16 protein-coding genes are annotated in these 20,004 nt (G+C 46.6%); 14 read left to right on the top strand and 2 right to left on the bottom strand.

Going from position 1 to position 20,004, the window contains the following annotated elements:
• The first annotated feature begins 4 nt into the window (after positions 1-4).
• The 4 genes from hydG (at position 5) to QM657_RS08470 (ending at position 5,046) form a co-directional block, all read left to right on the top strand.
• Positions 5-1,420 (top strand): [FeFe] hydrogenase H-cluster radical SAM maturase HydG, encoded by a 1,416-nt coding sequence (gene hydG, locus QM657_RS08485; protein WP_415066183.1) that lies wholly within the window; start codon positions 5-7, stop codon positions 1,418-1,420.
• 34 nt (positions 1,421-1,454) lie between these two features.
• Positions 1,455-2,651 carry a [FeFe] hydrogenase H-cluster maturation GTPase HydF gene (gene hydF, locus QM657_RS08480; protein WP_415066182.1) on the top strand — a complete coding sequence of 399 codons (1,197 nt, stop codon included), beginning with the start codon at positions 1,455-1,457 and terminating at the stop codon, positions 2,649-2,651.
• 323 nt (positions 2,652-2,974) lie between these two features.
• Complete coding sequence (locus QM657_RS08475; RefSeq protein WP_415066181.1) at positions 2,975-3,769, top strand: M55 family metallopeptidase; 795 nt, start codon at positions 2,975-2,977, stop codon at positions 3,767-3,769.
• Between the two features lie 89 nt (positions 3,770-3,858).
• Positions 3,859-5,046 carry a phosphopentomutase gene (locus tag QM657_RS08470; protein WP_415066180.1) on the top strand — a complete coding sequence of 396 codons (1,188 nt, stop codon included), beginning with the start codon at positions 3,859-3,861 and terminating at the stop codon, positions 5,044-5,046.
• An 8-nt stretch (positions 5,047-5,054) separates the two neighbouring features.
• On the opposite strand, the gene QM657_RS08465 is transcribed toward QM657_RS08470, so the two are convergent.
• A complete protein-coding gene (locus tag QM657_RS08465) occupies positions 5,055-6,602 on the bottom strand; it encodes a helix-turn-helix domain-containing protein (RefSeq protein ID WP_415066179.1) in 1,548 nt (515 codons plus the stop codon).
• A 180-nt stretch (positions 6,603-6,782) separates the two neighbouring features.
• On the opposite strand from QM657_RS08465, the gene QM657_RS08460 reads away from it, so the two are divergent.
• The 10 genes from QM657_RS08460 (at position 6,783) to mtnA (ending at position 19,084) form a co-directional block, all read left to right on the top strand.
• On the top strand, positions 6,783-8,357 hold the full coding sequence (locus QM657_RS08460) for a PTS transporter subunit EIIC (protein ID WP_415066178.1): 1,575 nt from the start codon (positions 6,783-6,785) through the stop codon (positions 8,355-8,357).
• Between the two features lie 10 nt (positions 8,358-8,367).
• Positions 8,368-9,735, top strand: a complete 1,368-nt coding sequence (locus tag QM657_RS08455; protein ID WP_415066177.1) for an adenylosuccinate lyase family protein — start codon at positions 8,368-8,370, stop codon at positions 9,733-9,735.
• A 124-nt stretch (positions 9,736-9,859) separates the two neighbouring features.
• Entirely contained in the window at positions 9,860-11,065 is a 1,206-nt protein-coding gene (locus QM657_RS08450; RefSeq protein WP_415066176.1) for an N-acetylglucosamine-6-phosphate deacetylase, read from the top strand.
• Positions 11,046-11,792, top strand: coding sequence for an HAD family hydrolase (locus QM657_RS08445; RefSeq protein WP_415066175.1), 747 nt, complete (start codon positions 11,046-11,048; stop codon positions 11,790-11,792). The genes QM657_RS08450 and QM657_RS08445 overlap by 20 nt, the downstream gene beginning before the upstream one ends.
• Before the next feature lie 236 nt (positions 11,793-12,028).
• Positions 12,029-12,481, top strand: a complete 453-nt coding sequence (locus tag QM657_RS08440; RefSeq protein ID WP_415066174.1) for a hypothetical protein — start codon at positions 12,029-12,031, stop codon at positions 12,479-12,481.
• A 451-nt stretch (positions 12,482-12,932) separates the two neighbouring features.
• The gene (locus QM657_RS08435; protein WP_415066173.1) at positions 12,933-14,102 is read left to right on the top strand and encodes a substrate-binding domain-containing protein; all 1,170 of its coding nucleotides are present in this window, start codon (positions 12,933-12,935) and stop codon (positions 14,100-14,102) included.
• Positions 14,103-14,145: 43 nt separating this feature from the next.
• Entirely contained in the window at positions 14,146-15,657 is a 1,512-nt protein-coding gene (locus tag QM657_RS08430) for a sugar ABC transporter ATP-binding protein (protein ID WP_415066172.1), read from the top strand.
• Between the two features lies 1 nt (position 15,658).
• Positions 15,659-16,678, top strand: coding sequence for an ABC transporter permease (locus tag QM657_RS08425; protein WP_415066171.1), 1,020 nt, complete (start codon positions 15,659-15,661; stop codon positions 16,676-16,678).
• Between the two features lie 39 nt (positions 16,679-16,717).
• The gene (gene mtnK / locus QM657_RS08420; RefSeq protein WP_415066170.1) at positions 16,718-17,941 is read left to right on the top strand and encodes an S-methyl-5-thioribose kinase; all 1,224 of its coding nucleotides are present in this window, start codon (positions 16,718-16,720) and stop codon (positions 17,939-17,941) included.
• Positions 17,942-17,977: 36 nt separating this feature from the next.
• A complete protein-coding gene (gene mtnA, locus QM657_RS08415) occupies positions 17,978-19,084 on the top strand; it encodes an S-methyl-5-thioribose-1-phosphate isomerase (protein WP_415066169.1) in 1,107 nt (368 codons plus the stop codon).
• 72 nt (positions 19,085-19,156) lie between these two features.
• On the opposite strand, the gene QM657_RS08410 is transcribed toward mtnA, so the two are convergent.
• Positions 19,157-19,924, bottom strand: a complete 768-nt coding sequence (locus QM657_RS08410) for a DeoR/GlpR family DNA-binding transcription regulator (RefSeq protein WP_415066168.1) — start codon at positions 19,922-19,924, stop codon at positions 19,157-19,159.
• Between the last annotated feature and the right edge of the window lie 80 nt (positions 19,925-20,004).

Here is a 20,004-nt window from a genome sequence, read left to right as displayed (position 1 = left end):
CACTATGTATGATCCAAAATCGCTGAAAGCGGAAGAATTCATTTCCCATGAGGAAATTCTCGAAACTCTTGATTATGCGGAAAAAAACAAAAGCAATGTGGAACTCATTGACCAGATCATTGCCAAGGCAGGTCTGAGAAAGGGCCTGACCCACCGGGAGGCCTCTGTGCTTTTGGCCTGTAATATTCCCGAAAAAATACAGGAAATCTATGGTCTGGCGGAACAGATCAAAAAAGATTTCTACGGAAGCCGCATTGTCATGTTTGCCCCTCTTTACCTTTCCAATTACTGTGTCAATGGATGTACCTATTGCCCCTATCACCTAAAAAATAAACACATCGCCAGGAAAAAGCTGACTCTGGAGGAAGTGGAGAAGGAAGTCATTGCCCTTCAGGATATGGGACACAAGCGTCTTGCCATCGAAGCTGGAGAGGACCCTGTCAATAATCCCATCGAATACATTTTAGACTGCATCAAAACCATCTATTCCATCAGGCACAAAAACGGCGCCATCCGCCGTGTTAATATAAACATTGCCGCAACTACGGTAGAAAATTACCGGAAGCTGAAAGAGGCGGAGATCGGAACTTATATTCTCTTCCAGGAAACGTATCATAAGGAAAGCTACGAAAAGCTCCACCCCACAGGACCGAAACACAATTACGCTTACCATACCGAGGCCATGGACCGGGCTATGGAGGGCGGCATTGACGACGTGGGTCTGGGAGTTTTATTCGGCCTGGAACTTTACCAGTATGAATTTGCCGGTCTGCTTATGCATGCCGAGCATCTGGAGGCTGTTCACGGAGTCGGTCCCCACACCATCAGTGTGCCCCGGATCAAAAAGGCCGATGACATCGATCCTGAGGCTTTTGACAACGGAATTGATGATGAAATATTTGCAAAGCTCTGCGCTCTGATCCGGATTTCCGTTCCTTATACCGGAATGATCGTTTCCACCAGAGAGAGCCAGCAGGTGAGGGAAAAGGTGATCCGTCTGGGAGTGTCCCAGATCAGCGGCGGCTCCAGAACCAGTGTAGGCGGTTACCAGGAGGAAATCCGCCCTACCGATACGGAGCAGTTTGACGTATCAGACCAGCGTTCCTTAGATGAAGTGGTTCACTGGCTCATGGACATGGGCTATATCCCATCTTTTTGTACTGCCTGTTACCGGGAGGGCCGTACCGGAGACCGCTTTATGAGCCTTTGCAAAAGCGGCCAGATTCAAAACTGCTGCCAGCCCAACGCTCTTATGACCTTAAAGGAATATTTAATGGACTACGCCTCCGAGGACACGAAAAAAATAGGCGAGGCCCTTATTGACGCAGAATTAAACCACATTCCCAAGGAAAAGGTTCGTTTAATCTGTGAAGAGCATCTGGAAAAAATACAAAATGGAATCAGAGACTTCCGTTTTTAATATTTGGGACTGACAGAAAAATGAGGTGATAAGTATGGGACTGAATGAAACGCCATCCTCAGAGCGGGTGCATATCGGTTTTTTTGGCCGCCGCAATGCGGGAAAATCCACAGTTGTCAATGCAGTGACAGGGCAGGAGATGTCCGTTGTATCAGAAATCAAAGGCACCACCACAGACCCTGTATACAAATCCATGGAGCTTCTTCCCATAGGTCCGGTGGTCATCATCGACACCCCTGGCTTTGACGATGAAGGCGCTCTGGGAGAAATGCGGGTAAGAAGGACGAAACAGATTTTAAACAGGGCTGACTGCGCTGTGCTGGTGGTGGACGGAACCCTTGGAAAAACAGAGGCTGATGAGGAGCTGCTGCGGATATTTGCAGAAAAGAAAATTCCTTATATCGTAGCCTATAATAAATGTGATTTAACAGGAAAACAGGATTTTTCAGACGGCCTCTCCGTCAGCGGGGAAAAGGGTCTGTTCATCCATGAGTTAAAGGAACGGATCGGGACCCTTGTCAACACGGGGGATAAGGAAAAGCGGCTGGTAGGTGATATGTTAAAGCCTTATGATCTGGTAGTCCTGGTCATCCCCATTGACAGTGCGGCGCCAAAGGGCCGTATCATCCTGCCCCAGCAGCAGGTCATGAGGGATGTCTTAGAGGCAGGGGCGATTTCGGTTGCGGTACGGGATACGGAGCTGAAAGAGACTTTCAAGCACCTTGGGAAAAAGCCTGCCCTCGTCATTACGGACAGCCAGGCATTTGAACAGGTGAATCAGGATACACCGGAAGATGTTCTGCTCACATCATTTTCGATTCTGATGGCAAGATATAAAGGCTTTTTAGAGGATGCGGTGAAAGGGTCGGCGGCTTTAAGCGCGTTAAAAGAAGGGGATAAGATTCTCATTTCCGAAGGCTGTACCCATCACAGGCAGTGCGATGATATCGGCACAGTAAAGCTTCCGCGCTGGCTTAAGGAGTTTACGGGAAAGGAACTGGTCATTGAAACCTCTTCGGGGCGGGAATTTCCGGAAGATATTTCTTCCTACCAGTTGGTCATTCACTGCGGCGGCTGTATGCTTAATGACCGGGAGATGGAATACCGGAGAAAATGTGCGGCGGATGCCGGGGTTCCTTTTGTCAATTACGGCATTGCCATTGCCCACATGAAAGGCATATTAAAAAGAAGCGTAAAGGTGTTCCCTGATTTGGAGAAAATCCTTTCCTGATAAAATCCTTTTGACATTTCCGCCGCTCCTGCCGAGGCAGCGGCGGATTGTGTCCGGGGAGAGATTCAGCAGGGAAAGCTGGCTTAAAAGGAAAAGACTGTTGAAAGTGATATGGAAGACCAGCCTGGGATGAGCTGGCGTCTATAAAAGTGGGATTTGTACCTTTATTTCAGGCACAGGTCCCGCTTTTTTCATTGACTTTTCCGGTACCATTGTATATACTTATACAGGTTTGTGACGGTGCAGAAAGAATATTTTTCGTGCCGTTTTTTTGATTATATATTGTATAAGATTATTAAAAAATAAAAGAAAAGAGAAAGCTCATGAAAGTGTATATCAGTGTTGATTTAGAAGGCGTTTCAGGTGCAACCTCCTGGAATTCCACGAATTTAGGCGATATAGAGCACGGCCCTATTGCCAGAGAGATGACGCTGGAAGCCGTAGCCGCCTGCAAAGGCGCTATTAAGGCAGGCGCTACAGAGATTTATGTTAAGGATTCCCATGATTCAGGCCGCAACATGGATTTATCTCTGTTTCCGAAAGAAGTGAAGGTTATATTCGGCTGGGGGCCTTCTCCTGCATCCATGGTCTGCGGGCTGGACAGCACCTTCGATGCTCTGATGTTTGTGGGATACCATGCGCCCGCAGGCTCTAACGGCAATCCGCTGGCGCACACCATGAACAGGCGCAATAATACAGTGAAGTTCAATGGTAAAATCGCTTCTGAATTTCTCATGCATGCCTACTACGCTCAGTCACTTGGAGTGCCTTCCGTATTCATCAGCGGAGACAAGGCGCTTTGCGGCCATGTACATGAGTATGACCCCAATATCACAGCCGTAGCGGTCAAAGAAGGCCTGGGAAATGCCACCATCAATCTGGCGCCTGAGATGGCCCAGGAAAAGATTTGTGAAGGCGCTTATCATGCGCTCATGAATAAAGACAAATGCCACCTGGATGTGCCCGGCCCCATAGAGCTTGAGATCAATTTCAAAGACCACTTTGATGCATTGCGCGCCTCCTTTTATCCGGGTGTGAAGATGTTAAATGATTACACCGTTTCATATATGGCTGAGGATATGAATGAGCTTATGGTGGCGAAGATGTTCGTGTTATAAACATGAATGATTTGGAAAAAGCCTTGCAAAAGTCCTATAGAATTGTATAATGAAGACAGGATACTTGAAATCAGTCTCAAGGAGGAAATATGGAACGATTTAAACGAGTTTTTGTCATAGTTATTGATTCTTTGGGAATAGGGGAAATGGCTGATGCAGCCCGGTACGGAGATGAGGGCAGCAATACCCTGGGCCATATCGATGCTTCGGTAAGCCATCTTTCACTGCCTAATTTAGAAAAGCTTGGTTTGGGGAATCTGTGTTCCTTAAATCATGTAAAGCCTGTTGCAAAGCCTCTGGCCTATTATGGAAAGCTCAATGAAGCCAGTGTGGGAAAAGACACCATGACAGGCCATTGGGAGATGATGGGACTTTACATCACAAAGCCTTTCCAGACCTTTACGGAAACGGGCTTTCCCAAAGAGCTGCTGGATGAGCTGGAAAAGCGCACCGGACACAAGATCGTGGGAAATAAATCTGCCAGCGGTACAGAAATCATGGATGAGCTGGGAGAGCACCAGATCGCTACCGGGGACATGATCGTCTACACTTCTGCGGATTCGGTTTTGCAGATATGCGCCCACGAGGAAACCTTTGGCCTTCAGGAGCTTTACCGTTGCTGTGAGATTGCCAGGGAGCTGACTTTAAGAGATGAATGGAAGGTAGGCAGAGTCATCGCAAGGCCCTATGTCGGCATGAAAAAGGGCGAGTTTAAAAGAACTGCTAACCGCCATGATTACGCCTTGAAGCCTTTTGGAAACACTGCCTTGAATGTGTTAAAGGATGCCGGTCTTGAAGTGATCAGCGTAGGCAAAATCTATGATATTTTTGACGGCGAAGGGCTGACGGAAGGAAATAAATCCCAGAGCAGCGTTCACGGCATGGAACAGACGATAGAAATCGCAAAAAGAGATTTTACCGGGATGTGCTTTACCAATCTGGTGGATTTTGATGCATTGTGGGGACACCGGAGAGATGCAGCCGGATACGGCGCGGAGCTGGAACGGTTTGATGAAAAGCTGGGCGAGCTTCTGCCGCTTTTGGGAGAAGATGATCTTTTGATGATCACAGCAGATCACGGCAACGATCCAACCTATAAAGGAAGCGATCACACCAGGGAAAAGGTGCCGCTGCTGGCATATTCTCCGTCTTATACTGATTGCGGGGAAATAGAAGAGCAGAACACCTTTGCCGTGGTAGGGGTGACGGCTGTGGAAAACTTTGGCTTAAGCAAAGCCGAGGGAATGATCGGAGAGCCCATTTTAAAGCTGCTTTAAGGGACTTGTCACACGAAATGGTCCCCGTAATTCTCCTTTAAATAGGCCTCCATCTCAGACTCGCTCTTTCCGCCCAGCTCCGATACAAAGCGGGCGGCTAAAAACCGGTGCTTGCGGGTTGAAAACCCATAAGTCAGGAGATTTTCCACATCACTGCTGCCCACAAAGAAATTGATATGGATGACAGGAAGGCTTTGCCCGTAAAGCATGTTATAAATACGGGAGGAAAAGCAGAAGATGTAGTCATAGTCCAGGTTTTTTAACTCATGGATTTCATTAATATTGAGAATGCCTATCCACTGCAGCTCCACGTATTCCTTGATCTCTTCCAGAAAGAAGCTGACCCGCTCAAAATTGATGCTGGTCATTACCACGATTTTTTTATGCTGACGGCTTACGGTGCGGTTGCGCAGAACGTGCTTCTGCACCAGCAGCGTCAGGGAGGAGAGGTGCTCATCCATAAAGGAAAAGTTGTAGGCTGCCTTAAAATACACCTCATACTTCCGTATGGTTTCATACAGGTCTGAAAACTGCTCTCTCGTATTTTCTACAGTCTTGTCCACAAAGGTACAGTGAAAATGGTTCAGTGTGATTTCCCGGTAAAAGTAATTGTAAAGCTCCTGGATGAATTCCTCCTGGAGTGCAAAGGGATTCTTTAAGTGATTGACCACCTGTTCCGCAAACTGTTCTGTGGTATGCCTTAAGCGGTTGTCCATGGGAAAGTCAGGACTGCTGTAAAAATTCATCATGCTGAGAGCCACATTGTACAGCTTATTTTCCAGGGGCTTGTCAGTAAAATGAATGTTCAAAGGCGCCAGGGGCAGCCGGTAGGAAAATTCCATGGAATCCCTGACGGGACGGATTTCCATAATACAGATAAACAGGAGCAGAAACTTTTTGGAAGGATAATTGAGGGATAGATGATATTCGGTCAAAAAGGAAGTCAACTGGTTCACTGCCTGGCTGGAAACTGGCTGTAAATAATCATCGGCCAGATGGTAGCTTTGCTTTTCTAAGGGAGTGTTGGCATAACGGGCTTCAATCCGGTTTTCTGCTGTAAACTCCAAAAGAGGATGAAGGATATTGAGGACGAGAAAGCGAAGCTGCAGCTCATCCCCTTCAATCGTGAGCCCTTTTTTCTTTAAGGTCAAAAGCTTAAGGCCCTGTTCTTCCAGAAGCTGTCTTAAGTAAGCGGTATCCTGCTTTTTTGTGGTAAGGGAAATACCCCAATTCTCATACAGGGAAGAGGCATTGACATAACCGTGAAAGAAAATGGTCACAATCATGACCCGGATTCGCTCGATATGGGAGCTGGCGTAGTCTTCCATGGTGATCTGCTGGATGAAATCCACGAATTCCTTGTAGTTTAAACGGCTTAAACAGAAGCCTTTTTTTATTTCCACTAATGGCTTTAAGGAAAAGAGGTTGATCCGGTCAACGGTCCGCCGTATGGATATCTCATCCTTTTCAAATTGCAGAGCGGCCTTTGATAAGGAAATTCTCTGCCTCTTTTGTATAAAGCGCAGCAGATTTAAATCACTGTAGCTCAATCCCATAATATAATCCCTCCCATACCTGCATTGTGTGATGGTTTTATTATAAATTTAAAGGCAACTAAACGCAACAATAAAATGTACCTTTTTTGCCTTGAAGCGTCCAGAAAAGTTTGTCATAATGAGTATAAGTTTAAGACGCGCCTTAAAACCACAATGTCATAACAAAGGAAGGGAAAAAATATGGGAAATAAAAAGTCTAGCTGGAAAGACAGTATCCAGATATTTGGACGCTCACTGCTTTTACCTATCGCAGTTCTTGCACCGATCGGTATGGTTATGGGTATTTGTAGTGCACTTGGCCAGTCTTACATGGTGGAGAAGTTTCCGATTTTTGGAAATGATATTTTAAAGCTTGTTTTGTCCAGTTTGCAAACGATTACAAGTATTATCTTTAACAATATTCCGCTGCTGTTTGCCATGGGCGTTGCTCAAGGCATGGCAAAAAATGAAAAAGGAATTGCAGTTTTTGCATCTGTCGTGGGGTATTTGACACTGAACGTGGTAATGAGTGTTTACTTAAAGCAGACAGGAACTCTGGCTGAGGCGGATGTTGCGGCTCAGGTGGGACAGGGTACGGTTCTGGGAATCCAGACATTAAAGATTGAGGCCTTGGGAGGCATCATCGCAGGTCTGACGGCTGCCAAGGTGGCGGACCGGTTCTACCGTCTGGAGCTTCCTCTGGCATTCGCATTCTTTGGGGGAAAGAAATCCATTCCGATCATCACCTTTGCACTGATGATCCCCATCGGTCTGATCATTCCGGTATTCTGGAATATGCTGACCAATTTCCTTATCAGCATTTCCTTTATCTTCACAACTCCTTACATAGGAAATGCCGTTTATTACGCTTTAAACCGTGCGCTGATTCCTTTCGGACTCCATCACGTTCTGGCTTCCATCGTCCGCTTTACCGAAGCCGGCGGAACGTATATGATCAATGGAACCGAGTATGTGGGAATCTTAAATGCAACCAATGAAGTTTTATTTAACTTAGGGCCCACCAGTGAGTACTGGGGACAGCTCATGCCTACCCTCACCAGCTATCTGGGAGGCGCACAGATGCTGACAACCTTATTCCGTGTGCCGGCTGTCGGTTTAGCCATGTACCGCACCTCTTTCTTAAAGAACAGAAAGATTGCAAAAGGTGTTATCCTGACCTGCTGTCTGACTGCATTTTTAGGAAATATCACAGAGCCTCTGGAATTCTCATTCCTGTTTATTTCACCGCAGCTCTTTATTTTATACTGTGTTATGAGCGGTATCGGTGCTATTCCTTACCAGATGCTTCACATTTCCATCGGTTATATCCGCGGTACGATTTTTGACTTTGGAATTTTCGGGCTCTTATATGAAAATACCAATTGGATTAACCTGGTTCTTTTAGGCATCGGAAACTTTGTAGTATTTTACTTTGTGTTCAAATGGTTTATCGAAAAATTCAATCTGGAAACACCGGGACGGGAAGAGTTTGAGATTGAAGAATCCGCAAGCGTTCTGTTAAAGGAAAAGAACTGGCCGGCCATTGCGGAAGTTGTTATCAAGGGTCTGGGAGGCAAGGAGAACATCTTAAGCGTGGAAAACTGTATTTCCCGGCTTCGTATTGACTTAAAGGACCCGGCTCTGGTAGATCAGATAAAAATTAAAGATTCCGGCTGCGCAGGTATTTTCTTCCCGTCAGCCAATCACATTCATGTTGTATTCGGGCCTCACGTGGAATTTGTACGTCACGCCGTCGATGATGCCCTAAAGAAATAGGAGGTGGAGGATGAGAGCTTTTTATGATTCAAAAAGTGGACTGGATGACAGAGGAGTTAAAAAGCTGTTAAGCGAAGCGGCCAAGTATGAAACCTGGCTGAAAGTGGAGGCTGCTCTGGCCCTTTCCCAGGCAGAGGAAGGCTTCATACCCATGGAAGCTGCTAAGGATATTGCGGCGGTCCGCTTTGAAGACCTGGACTTGGAGGAAATGAAGCGGATTAAAGCCAAGGTAGGACACGGCTTTGTCCCATTTGTCAAGGTTTTGGTAAAGGCAGCGGGAGAAGAGGGCGGAAAGTATGTTCATTACGGGGTCACCACCCAGAACATACAGCAGACTTCTCAGCTTTATATGACCAAGCAGGTGAATTCCATTTTTAAAAGCTTTCTAGGAGATATTCTGACGAATTTAGGAAAGCTGGCCCAGGATAATGCGGATACGGTCATGTCCGGAAGGACTCATGGAAAGCATGCCATACCCATTACTTACGGTTATAAGGTTTCTGTCTGGATCAGCGAGCTTTTGAGCACGCTGGAGCGTCTGGAGGAAAGTGAGAAGCGGGTATTTGTGACCATGATGGGAGGAGCGGCAGGAGGCTTTCATGCCACCGGTTCTGCAGGCCGCAAGGTTCAGGACCGTGTTGCCCATAAACTGGGCATGGGGTCCATGGATGTTCCAAGCCGGAATATGTGCCAGATGAAGATTGAATATCTGATGAATTTATGTCTGGTGTGCAACACCCTTCACAAAATGGCAGAAGAGGTTTACTATACGGGAATTGAAGAGTTTTCCGAGGTCAGTGAATCCTTTACTCCGGGAACCATAGGCAGCTCCACCATGCCCCAGAAAATCAACCCCAAGCTCGCCAAAGGAATTATCGCTAATTCCCAGAAGCTTTATTCCCTTCCCGCCACAGGGCTCTATTCCTCCGTGCGGATGTTTGAAGGGGACAGCAGTTCTTATATGCTGTTTGACGGAATTATGGAAGAAGGGCTGGAGCTGGCCACAGAGGTGTTAATCCGGGCTGAAGAGCTGAGCCGGACCCTTCATATTAACAAAGAGCGGATGCTGAAAAATGTGAACTTAAATAAAGGCCTGGATAACAGTGAATTCGTGATGATGAATGTGGCTGAAAAGCTTGGAAAAGACAAAGCCCATGAGCTCATGTATGAAAAAGCCATGAAGGTGGAGCTGGATGGAAAGGACTATTACGATGTGCTGATAGAGGATGAGACCCTGTCTTCCATGTTTACGGCAGAGGAATTGAAGTCCATGATCGATCCTGCCAGCTACACGGGACAGTGCAGCGTTCTCGCCAGGGAGATGGCAGAGAAGGCCATAGAGACAGCAAAAGCGCTGAAGGAAAAGCTGGAATCATAAGAACATGCGGTGATATAAGTAAGGTTTGACCGCAGAGGGGATGTATTGAGATAGAAAAGGGGATGTGGCAGTATTTTGCAGCATTCCCTTTCGTTTTAAAGCCGGACATGAAAAGAGGTGGATTATGATCATTTATTCAAAGCATATCATACTTGAACAAGAGGAATTTGATGGATTTTTAGAGATTGAAGATGGAAAGGTCAAGGCTTTGCATGAGGAATTTGACGGGTCTTATGAGGATTTTTCCGATTTTGTGGTTTTGCCTGGATTTATTGATATTCATATTCACGGCTGGGCTACAGGCTCTTTCTGGTTTGAAAAGAGTGCCGGGGCGTTAAAAGAGATGAGCCGCACCCTTCCTTATGCAGGGGTCACTTCTTATCTGGCCGCTTCGGGAGCCGATACATTGCCGGAGATCAAGCGGTCTATTGAGGCTGCCGATGAAGCGTATGAGGCGGGTTATGCCGGGGCAGAGATGCTGGGAGTTCACTTGGAAGGGCCTTTTATCAACCCCCAGTACCGGGGGATGCAGCGGGAAGAATGCTGCATTCTGCCAAGTCTTAATGTCATGGAAGAGCTTTATAACACCTTCCGGAACAAGGAGCTTTGCCGGTACATGACCATTGCCGTAGAGCTGGAGGGGGCCAGGGAGGTGCTGGAATTTTGCAAAAGCCATCGTATTCAGACCTCTATTGGACACAGCGCAGCCACTTTTGACCAGATTAAGGAGATTAAGGATGCGGGTGTGGGAGGATTTACCCATACCTTCAGCGGAATGCGGGGGTTTCACCACAGGGAATTGGGAGTGGCGGGAGCTGCCCTGTATTTCGATGATATGATGTGTGAATTTGCCAAACAGACAGGCATGACGGTATCCCATGAGGCCTTTGACATCGCTTACCGGATTAAGGGCAGCGGACGGATCATCATGACCACTGACTGCAGCGGCCTTGCCCAGACACAGACGGAATTTGACCATTATGTGAGGAAAATAAAGTTTATAAAGGATGGGGATAAGGTCCGAATTGCCCATTATGACGGCAGGGAGGAATGGATTGATCCCAGGGATTATCATGCGGTTAAGGATGTGGAACTGAGTTATATAGGCTCCATTCAGAACATGGCCCGCCATACGCGGGTGGACTGGTTTGATATTATGAGGATGACCAGCTTGAATCCGGCCCGGTATATTCATCTGGATGACCGGAAGGGAAGCATTGCTCCCGGCAAGGATGCGGATTTTACTATTGTAGATGAGGATTTGAATCTGGTCAGTGTATTTTGCAGAGGAAAGGAGATGAGAGAAGGAGATGAAATGTGCGGTAAGTGACTTTGACAGGACCCTGTATGTGGACAGTTCTGTCAGTGCTGCAAACTTGAAGGCGGTCAGCAAATGGCAGGCGGCAGGAAACTGGTTTGTCCTTGCCACAGGGCGAAATGAGTCTTCTCTTAAGCTGCTTCTGGAGAAGTATTCTCTGAGGCCCGATGCTCTCATTCTCAATAATGGAGCTCTGATTCTGGATGGAGCAGGAAAGGAGCTGTTTTGCAGGACCATAGACGATCAGACGGCCAGGGAGGTGCTTTTGTTTCTTCACGGCCTCGGCGATGAAGGGAGCGGCGTATCCATGCGAAACGGCAAGGTAAACGTGCTTTCCGGCTCAGGCAGCACCACCCAAAAGCCCAGTGACGGACAGATTTCCATAGATCAGATTCACTGTCTTAAGGAGATCGTACAAATCCACCGGCGCAGGAAGGATAAAACCTGGATCAAGGAGCTGTGCAGCCTGCTCAATGACCGTTTTCCTTTAATATCCGCTTATCCTAATGTGTGGAACGGAGATATTGTGGCAAAGGGGGTGGACAAGTCTGCTGCGGTGGATTGGATTTCAAAGTACTGGGGCGGATTTGATGAAATAAGGGTTATCGGTGACAGCGCCAATGACGTGAAGATGATAATGGATTATGGCGGTGCTACTCTGTACAGTGCAGATGATGATATTCAGGCAGTAGCTTCGATTGTTGTGGAAGATGTGGCGGAATACTTATCAATGATTTAAGCGTTTTTCGATAACAGAAAAAGTGGGAGATAATACCTTGTCAGGCAGGAACAGTTTTTTCACTGTCCAGTCTGCAGGGTATTATTTTCTTTGTAGAGAAGCGTTATTTATTATATCATCAGCGATAAAATATGCATGGGACTTTTAAGGTGTTCTCTGATATAATAAGGCTAAAGAAAAATGGGTTTTCATCAAATCTTTGTGGCGTGAAGCCGTGCCACAGAATAGAGGTAAATATGCCGGATATCATTATTAAACCGCATCATTTTATGGATATCATAAAATTATATGGTTCAGGAATAGAAGTTTTCGTCCCTGATGAAAACATGGGGCATGACTTTTATAAGGCTGCTAATGAAATCATCAAAAATCATCAGATTCAACTGCAATTAACAATAGACGGTGATGATATTTGCCGCCCATGCCGAATGTATCAAAATAAAAGGTGCATTGATAAAGTTTATAAGCCCGGCTATGAGTATAAGAATGACTATAATCAAACGCTGGATAAGCGTTTAATTGAAAATTTGAATCTCTGTACAGAGCGGGATTATAGTGCTGATGAATTGTGCCAGATAATGCTTGCGCATCATGACTGTATTTTTCAGGTCTGGCAGGAAGAGGAGGATATAATCACTCAGAAAAGACATGATTTATTTGTTTTAGGCGCACAAAAGTTTATCAAATAAGAAATAAAGACCTGAAAACGAATTCAGATTATTTATGAAAAAGTGGAACATCCGGATACTTATAAACGAAAGTATAACGGGATTACCAAAACGCAGAAAAACGATCCTGTAATTTATGCCGCCAGCAATGGCGGCTATTTTTGTATTTACAGTATCACTGTAAACATAAATACTGCATGAATAAGTCCGGTTATAAATATTTGTTGCTCATTTAGTAATTTTTTAAAATGGGAAAAATGGAAGAATATGTATAATATAGAAAACAACCTCGAAAATAAGACATAAAACAACAAAAACAACAACTAAATACAATAGAAAACAAAATAAATAAATAAAATCAAATAAAAATATTGAAAAAACAGGTACAATATGCTACAATTTTTACAGGAAGGACAGGAAAATGTGTCCGGAATAGAAAACTATATTTTATATTTTAAAGGAGGTTTAATTTATGAAAAAGAAGTTAGCAATGGTGCTTGCAGCGGCAATGGTATTGTCCGCAACTGCATGCGGCAGCAGCGGCACAGCCGCACCGGCAACGACAGAGGCGAAGACAGAAGCTGCTAAGACTGAGGCCCAGACAACTGCGGCAGAGAAGACAGGAGAGGCGCAGCCTTCCGTTTCCTTGGCAGGAAAGAAGATCGCTGTTGTGCGTAACCTGGCAGCAGGAGACCACACCCAGCAGTTTTTGGATGGCTGTGTTTCTGAAGGAAAGAAGTTTGGCTGGACTGTTGACACCTTTGTAACAGACGGAGATGACGCAAGAGCCCAGGAGACCGTAGCCCAGGTTATTTCAAAGGACTATGACGGAATTATCGTATCTCACGGACAGTTATCCTATTCCTATGAGATGTTAAAACCTGCCAGAGACAAGGGTATGGAAGTTGTAACCTTTGATACCATGCCATTTAAGGGCGGCGATGCAAGCGGTGAGCTTCTTGAAGGAGTGACCTCCACTGCTCAGAATGACCAGGCACTGGCCGAGCTTTCTCTTGGCTACATGATGGAAGAGTTTGAAGCAAATGGCGGAACCTATCCTATGAAAGTTTTAAAGACCTTCATGGGCCCTGGAATCCCTCCTCTTGACAGACGTAACGAAATCTATACCAAGCTGGAAGCAGAAGGCAAGATCCAGACTTTAGAAGTGATTGCACCATCTGATTCCGCCAATGCCCGCGGCGATATGACCAACAAGACAGCAGCTATTCTTCCTAAATATCCGGAAGGTTCTGTAGATGCTATCTGGGGCTGCTACGATGAGCTGGCAAAGGGCGTTCTTCAGGCATTAAACGATGCAGGACGGACCGATATCCCTATGTACACCATTGACGTATCAAACGATGACATTCAGCTCATGGTTAAGAATCCTGACGTATGGAAATCTACCGCAGCCGTTGATCCTAAGCTGATCGGTATCGTGGATGTCCGTCTTCTGGCTTTAAAATTCATGGGAGAAGAGACACCTGACTATTTCAACCTGGATGCCAGCAACATTTTAACAACTCAGCTCACCGCTCAGACCACCATGGGAGATTTGGGAACCATTATTGACGGCTGGGGCGATGCAGAAGATCCTAACGCTTTATACAATGATGCAATCAAGGGAGCTTATACAGAATAAGCGTAAGTGCTCCGCGTCCATTACATAGTAAGGAAAAGATGCCATGAATGAAGTAAAACTTGAAATGAAAGATATATCCATCGAATTCCCTGGGGTAAAAGCCCTTGATGGAGTTGATTTTAGTCTGACAAGTGGTACGATTCATGCGCTGGTGGGTGCCAACGGCGCCGGTAAGTCTACCCTGATGAAAGTGCTTGCCGGCGTCAATACGCATTATACAGGACAAATTCACGTTGGAGGGGAACCGGTGGAAATCCGGTGCCCCAAAGACGCGAAAAATCTTGGAATAGAAATCGTATTTCAGGAGGTCGACACCGCGCTGATCCCCTATCTGTCCGTGGCTGAGAATGTAATGTTCAACACCCTGGTCAATAAGATGGGGCGCAGACAGATCGTGCACTGGAAAGAGATCAGACAGGCAGCAGAAACCGTATTAAAGAAGTTAAATGTAGATGTGGATGTGAACAAACAGGTATCAGGACTGACTCTCGCGCAGAAACAGATGGTTCTCATTGCCAGATGTGTGGCGGAAAAGTGCCGGTTCCTGATTTTGGATGAGCCGACGGCCCCCCTTTCCAATTCCGAGACGATGGAACTGTTCCGGGTGGTGCGGGAGCTGGCAAAAGAGAATGTAGGAGTGGTGTTTATTTCCCACCGCTTAAGTGAACTTTATGAAATCTGTGAAACCATTACCATTATGAGGGACGGCAAACTGGTGACCAATCTGCCCCTCTCCAGGGAACTGGAAGTGAATACTCTTGTGGAATATATGTTGGGCCGCAGCTATGAGGACAATTACATAAGGAAGAGATGTAAGATCGGCGGGCCGCTGCTTGAAATAGAAAACCTGACGGAAAAGGAAGGGAAAGTAAAAAATATCACCATGACCGTCTGTAAAGGAGAAATCATCGGTGTGGCAGGGCTGGTGGGCGCAGGAAAGACAGAGCTTTGCAAAACCCTGTTTTCCGCTTACCAGCATGCAGGCGGCACCATGAAGCTGAACGGGAAAGTGATCAGGGCAAAAGGCCCCACCCAGGCGGTGAAGAACGGTCTGGCTCTGGTTCCTGAGGAACGGAGAAAGGAAGGCGTCCTGATTACGGACCCGGTTGTATCCAACATTTCCGTTGCAGCCATGGAGAAGTATACCAGCCGTTTTTCCGTGGTAAACAGGAAACGGGAAAAAGAGGATGCCAGAGGCATGATACGGGACCTTGGAATCAAGACCCCGTCAGAAAACCGGGTCGTTGCCCTGCTCTCCGGAGGAAACCAGCAGAAGGTAGTGGTTGGAAAGTGGCTGAATAAGGATTCGGAAGTTTACATTTTTGACGAGCCCACCAAAGGGATTGATGTGGGGGCCAAGCAGGATATGTATGAGCTGATCGAGGGACTGGCAGCCAAAGGAAAAGGTATCATTTATGCTACCTGCGAATTCCAGGAAATATTAAGTATCTGTGACCGCATTTACGTCATGTATGACGGAGAGATCATCAAAGAGCTGAAGGCCGCGGATACCAACGAAAAAGAACTGCTTTACTATTCCACAGGAGGTAAATGATATGTCTGGGGCAGAAAAGGTAAAAAAGAAAAGGAATGCCGGAGACTTTGTGACAAAATGGGGCACCATTGCAACCATGCTCATCATGTTCATTTTGTTCACATTCGGAAACTGGAGTAAGGATACGGGAACGAGCATGTTTCTGACCCAGTCCAATATGATTACGATTCTTCGGGCGGTATCCATTACCACCATCATTGCAACGGGCCTTACGTTTGCTCTGGCGGTAAACGGTATGGATCTTTCCATTGGAGCGACAGCCCAGTTTGCAAACGTTTTTGTTATGACCTGCTTTGTATGGCGCAACATGAACATGGGCCTTTCCATCATCCTCACAGTGCTCATTTGCTTGAGCGTTGCAGTGATCAACAGCGTTTTGATCGTTAAATTCAAAATACCCGATATGGTTGCGGCCCTTTCCGTCATGTTCATGTATCAGGGCGTTTCCATGACCTATTCCAGAGGCGGAGCCATCACCGAGCGAATGACCCGTCCCGATGGAACCCAGGCGCCGGGCCTTGTTCCGGAAGCTTTCCGGGCATTGGGAAAAGAGCCGTGGCTGATCGTCATTATGATCTGCGTGGTGCTGTTTGCGTACTTTTTCTTAAACTATACGAAGCACGGCAGATATATGTATGCAGTTGGCGGAAACCCTGAGGCAGCCCAGCTTTCCGGCATTCCGGTGTCAAAGTATAAAATTCTGGCATACTTTTTGTCAGCCACTTTTGCCTCCGTCGGCGGAATCTGTCTGGCAGCCCGTGTGGGAACGGCTCAGATTTCAGCGGGTGATGCATACTTAATGCCTTCCGTATGTGCAGCTTATATCGGTTTTTCCGTATTGGGTGCAGGAAAGGCCAATGCCTTTGGAACCTTTGCAGGAGCAGTGCTGGTGGGTATGCTGGAAAACGGCCTCATTATGATGTCAGTGCCTTATTACGCCATGAACATCATCAAAGGAGCGGTTCTTGCCATCGCCCTTGCCATGACCTATGCAAGCGGCAAGGCGAAAAATGTAAACTAACAACAAAAGCATGATAATGATCAGGGGAAGGTGACAGGAATGTCTAAATACGATACTTATTTTTTGATGAAAGCGGAAGATGTACCGGGGTATGTTCAGGAGAAGCTTTCCTATTTTGATGAGTCTGCCAGTCTGGAGTGCAAGGAGATCGGAGACGGGAACTTAAACTATGTATTCCGGGTAAAAGACCCGGCAAGCGGGAAAACCATCATCGTCAAGCAGGCAGGAGAGGCCCTTCGTATTTCAGCGGAAATGCATGTTTCCACGGACCGGGGAAGAATTGAGGCGAAGATTCTGGGAATCCAGGATTCCTATGCACCGGGGCTGGTTCCCAAAGTGTATTTATATGACGGAACCATGTGTGCCATGATCATGGAAGACATGATTGGCCACACCATGATGCGTACTGCTCTCTTAAAGCATGAGATTTATCCAAGGTTTGCAGACCATGTGACCACTTTTATGGCCAATTCCCTTTTGCGGACAACGGATATTGTCATGGGGCATAAGGAGAAAAAGGAACTGGTCAAAAGCTTTGTCAATCCCGACCTTTGTGAGATCACCGAGGATCTGGTATACAGCGAGCCCTTTATCGATTATAACCGCAGAAACAATGTATTTCCGCCAAACGCAGAGTTTGTAAAAAAGGAACTGTATGAAGATGAGGCCCTTCATCTGGAAGCTGCCAAGCTGAAATTTGAATTCATGAACAACGCCCAGTCCCTGATTCACGGGGATTTGCATACGGGTTCCGTGTTTATCAACAAAGAACACACTTACATCTTTGACCCGGAATTCGCCTTTTTCGGCCCTATGGGCTACGATGTGGGCAATATCATTGCAAACATGTTTTTTGCATGGTGCAACGGCGATGCCACCATAGAGGATGAGAAGGAAAAAGAAGAGTTCTGCGGCTGGTGCTTAACCACCATTTCCGATATTGTGGATATGTTCATTGAAAAATATAATCAGGTGTTTGATGAGTATGTGACGGAAACCATGGCAAAGGTGCCGGGCTTTAAGGCGTGGTATCTGGAAGGAATCCTTTCCGACACAGCAGGCGTGGCAGGACTGGAATCCATCCGCCGGACCGTGGGAATGGCCAATGTCATTGACATCACCAGAATTCCCGATGAGGAAAAGCGGGCCAGAGCTGAAAAAATCATCATCACCCTGGCTAAGAATTACATACTGAACCGTCACAGCTTCCGCTGCGGAGCCGATTACTTAAAGGCGATCAACGAGGCAGTGAGCACGTTTTAAGGCAGGCATATCTGTGCATTCATTTAGGAGGAAAAAATGAGCGAAGAGACAAAAAAATCCATTATGGATTATGATACGGTTGCTCTTGATGAGGAAAACAACGCCCTGGTGATCATAGACCAGACACAGCTTCCGTACCATACGGAAATCCTTTCCCTGACAAAGCAGGAGGATATCTGGAATGCAATTTACCTTCTCCAGGTGAGAGGGGCGCCTGCCATCGGCGTGGCGGCAGCGATCGGTGTCTATCTGGCGTCAAGGGAGATCAAGGCGGATTCTTTTGATGAGTTTTATGCAGAGTTTAAAAAGGCCAAGGAATACCTTGATTCCGCACGTCCCACTGCCGTCAACTTATCATGGGCGCTTAGGCGCATGGAACAGGTGGTTTTGAAAAATAAGGAGAAATCCATTGCAGAGATCGTGGAGCTTCTTCATAAAGAAGCGGTTGAAATCCGGGAAGAGGATATCTGGGTCTGCAGGATGATCGGAGAATACGGCTTATCCCTTGTAAAGCCGGGTGACGGCCTTTTGACCCACTGCAATGCAGGCCAGCTTGCAACCGTAAAGTATGGAACAGCAACGGCTCCCATGTATTTAGGCCATGAAAAAGGCTATGGCTTTCGCATCTTTTCCGATGAGACCAGACCCCTTCTTCAGGGGGCCAGACTGACTTCCTTTGAATTAAAGGAGTCAGGCCTTGATGTCACTGTGATCTGTGACAACATGTCGGCCACTGTCATGAGAAACGGCTGGGTCAATGCCGTGTTTGTAGGCTGTGACCGTGTGGCGGCCAATGGAGATACAGCCAACAAGATCGGCACCTCCATGGTGGCTCTGGCAGCCAAGCGCTACGGAATTCCCATGTATATCTGCGCCCCTACATCCACCATTGATATGAACACTCCTACAGGCAGGGAAATCCACATTGAGGAGCGTCCCGCAGAGGAAGTGGTGGAAATGTGGTATAAAAAACGGATGGCTCCGGAGGGCGTAAAGGTATTTAATCCTGCCTTTGATGTGACGGACAATGATCTGATTTCCGGCATCGTGACGGAGTACGGCATCGCCACAGCACCTTATGAATCCTCGTTAAAGGAAATATTCAGGAAAAAAGAAGAGGCTCTGAAAGTCAAAGAGGCGTAAACAGCAGGCCGTGAGATAGAAAAGGAAAAGAGGATGTCTCAAAAGAAAGGGACATCCTCTTGGCAAATCAGGCTATGAATCCGATGCTTCGTAAAGCTCTATATTATTCTTTCTAAGGAACTCCCTCCACTGGACGCTCATCTGCTTGTCGGTGACCAGCCCTGTGATGGCCTCAAAGCCGGATATACGGATAAATGAGGTTTTGTCGAATTTTGAGTGGTCTGCAATGAGGTAGAGGTGATTGCTTCTGGTCATCAGGGTCTGGCGTATGGATGCGATGGCTTCATTGGAATCTGTGATCCCGTGTTCCATGGAAATGCTCCGGCAGGACATAAAGGTTTTATCCAGATAAAAGGATTCCAGATTGCGGATCGCGGTGCTTCCCACAAAGGCCTTATCTCTGGAAGTATAGGAGCCTCCGATGGAAATGAGCCGGATGTCCTCTTTATCATGAAGCTCGTTGATGATCAGCAGGGAGTTTGTCACTACGGTAAGCCGCATTCCCTGCAGTGCTTTTGCCACTTGAAGTGCCGTGGTAGAGGCATCCAGGAAAATCGAATCTCCGTTGTGAATCACGGACAGGCATTTTTTTGCAATGGCCTGCTTGCTTTCCATATATGCGGTTTCCCGGATGGTTAAGTCCACGTTATTTTCAACCCCATCCTGTATGAAAGCGCCGCCGTATGTTCTGGTCAGAAACCCGTCGTCCTCTAACTGCTTTAAATCACGGCGGATGGTCTCCTCAGTTACGGAAAACGTCTTTGAAAGCTCGGTCACTGTAATGCTTTTCTTTTCTAAAATAATATCTTTGATCCTGGCTTTCCTCGTTACTGCTAGCATGGGCATGTTCCTTTCTTTATGACAATCAATGTTAAAATAAAATGCAATATAAAACCATAAGAATCAACTGGTATATAAGT

The sequence above is a fragment of the Lacrimispora sp. genome (genome assembly GCF_047605665.1).
In the GTDB taxonomy this organism is placed as follows: domain Bacteria; phylum Bacillota; class Clostridia; order Lachnospirales; family Lachnospiraceae; genus Lacrimispora.
Note: the sequence above shows the minus strand (reverse complement) of the source record. Positions and strands in the feature narration are given on the sequence as shown.

Coding starts and splice junctions, on each gene's coding strand:
- QM657_RS08465 (WP_415066179.1), bottom strand. CDS start 6,602: ATGGGATTGAGCTACAGTGATTTAAATCTGCTGCGCTTTATACAAAAG.
- QM657_RS08410 (WP_415066168.1), bottom strand. CDS start 19,924: ATGCTAGCAGTAACGAGGAAAGCCAGGATCAAAGATATTATTTTAGAA.
- QM657_RS08460 (WP_415066178.1), top strand. CDS start 6,783: ATGGGAAATAAAAAGTCTAGCTGGAAAGACAGTATCCAGATATTTGGA.
- QM657_RS08440 (WP_415066174.1), top strand. CDS start 12,029: ATGCCGGATATCATTATTAAACCGCATCATTTTATGGATATCATAAAA.
- QM657_RS08450 (WP_415066176.1), top strand. CDS start 9,860: ATGATCATTTATTCAAAGCATATCATACTTGAACAAGAGGAATTTGAT.
- mtnK (WP_415066170.1), top strand. CDS start 16,718: ATGTCTAAATACGATACTTATTTTTTGATGAAAGCGGAAGATGTACCG.
- hydG (WP_415066183.1), top strand. CDS start 5: ATGTATGATCCAAAATCGCTGAAAGCGGAAGAATTCATTTCCCATGAG.
- mtnA (WP_415066169.1), top strand. CDS start 17,978: ATGAGCGAAGAGACAAAAAAATCCATTATGGATTATGATACGGTTGCT.
- hydF (WP_415066182.1), top strand. CDS start 1,455: ATGGGACTGAATGAAACGCCATCCTCAGAGCGGGTGCATATCGGTTTT.
- QM657_RS08435 (WP_415066173.1), top strand. CDS start 12,933: ATGAAAAAGAAGTTAGCAATGGTGCTTGCAGCGGCAATGGTATTGTCC.
- QM657_RS08470 (WP_415066180.1), top strand. CDS start 3,859: ATGGAACGATTTAAACGAGTTTTTGTCATAGTTATTGATTCTTTGGGA.
- QM657_RS08445 (WP_415066175.1), top strand. CDS start 11,046: ATGAAATGTGCGGTAAGTGACTTTGACAGGACCCTGTATGTGGACAGT.
- QM657_RS08425 (WP_415066171.1), top strand. CDS start 15,659: ATGTCTGGGGCAGAAAAGGTAAAAAAGAAAAGGAATGCCGGAGACTTT.
- QM657_RS08430 (WP_415066172.1), top strand. CDS start 14,146: ATGAATGAAGTAAAACTTGAAATGAAAGATATATCCATCGAATTCCCT.
- QM657_RS08455 (WP_415066177.1), top strand. CDS start 8,368: ATGAGAGCTTTTTATGATTCAAAAAGTGGACTGGATGACAGAGGAGTT.
- QM657_RS08475 (WP_415066181.1), top strand. CDS start 2,975: ATGAAAGTGTATATCAGTGTTGATTTAGAAGGCGTTTCAGGTGCAACC.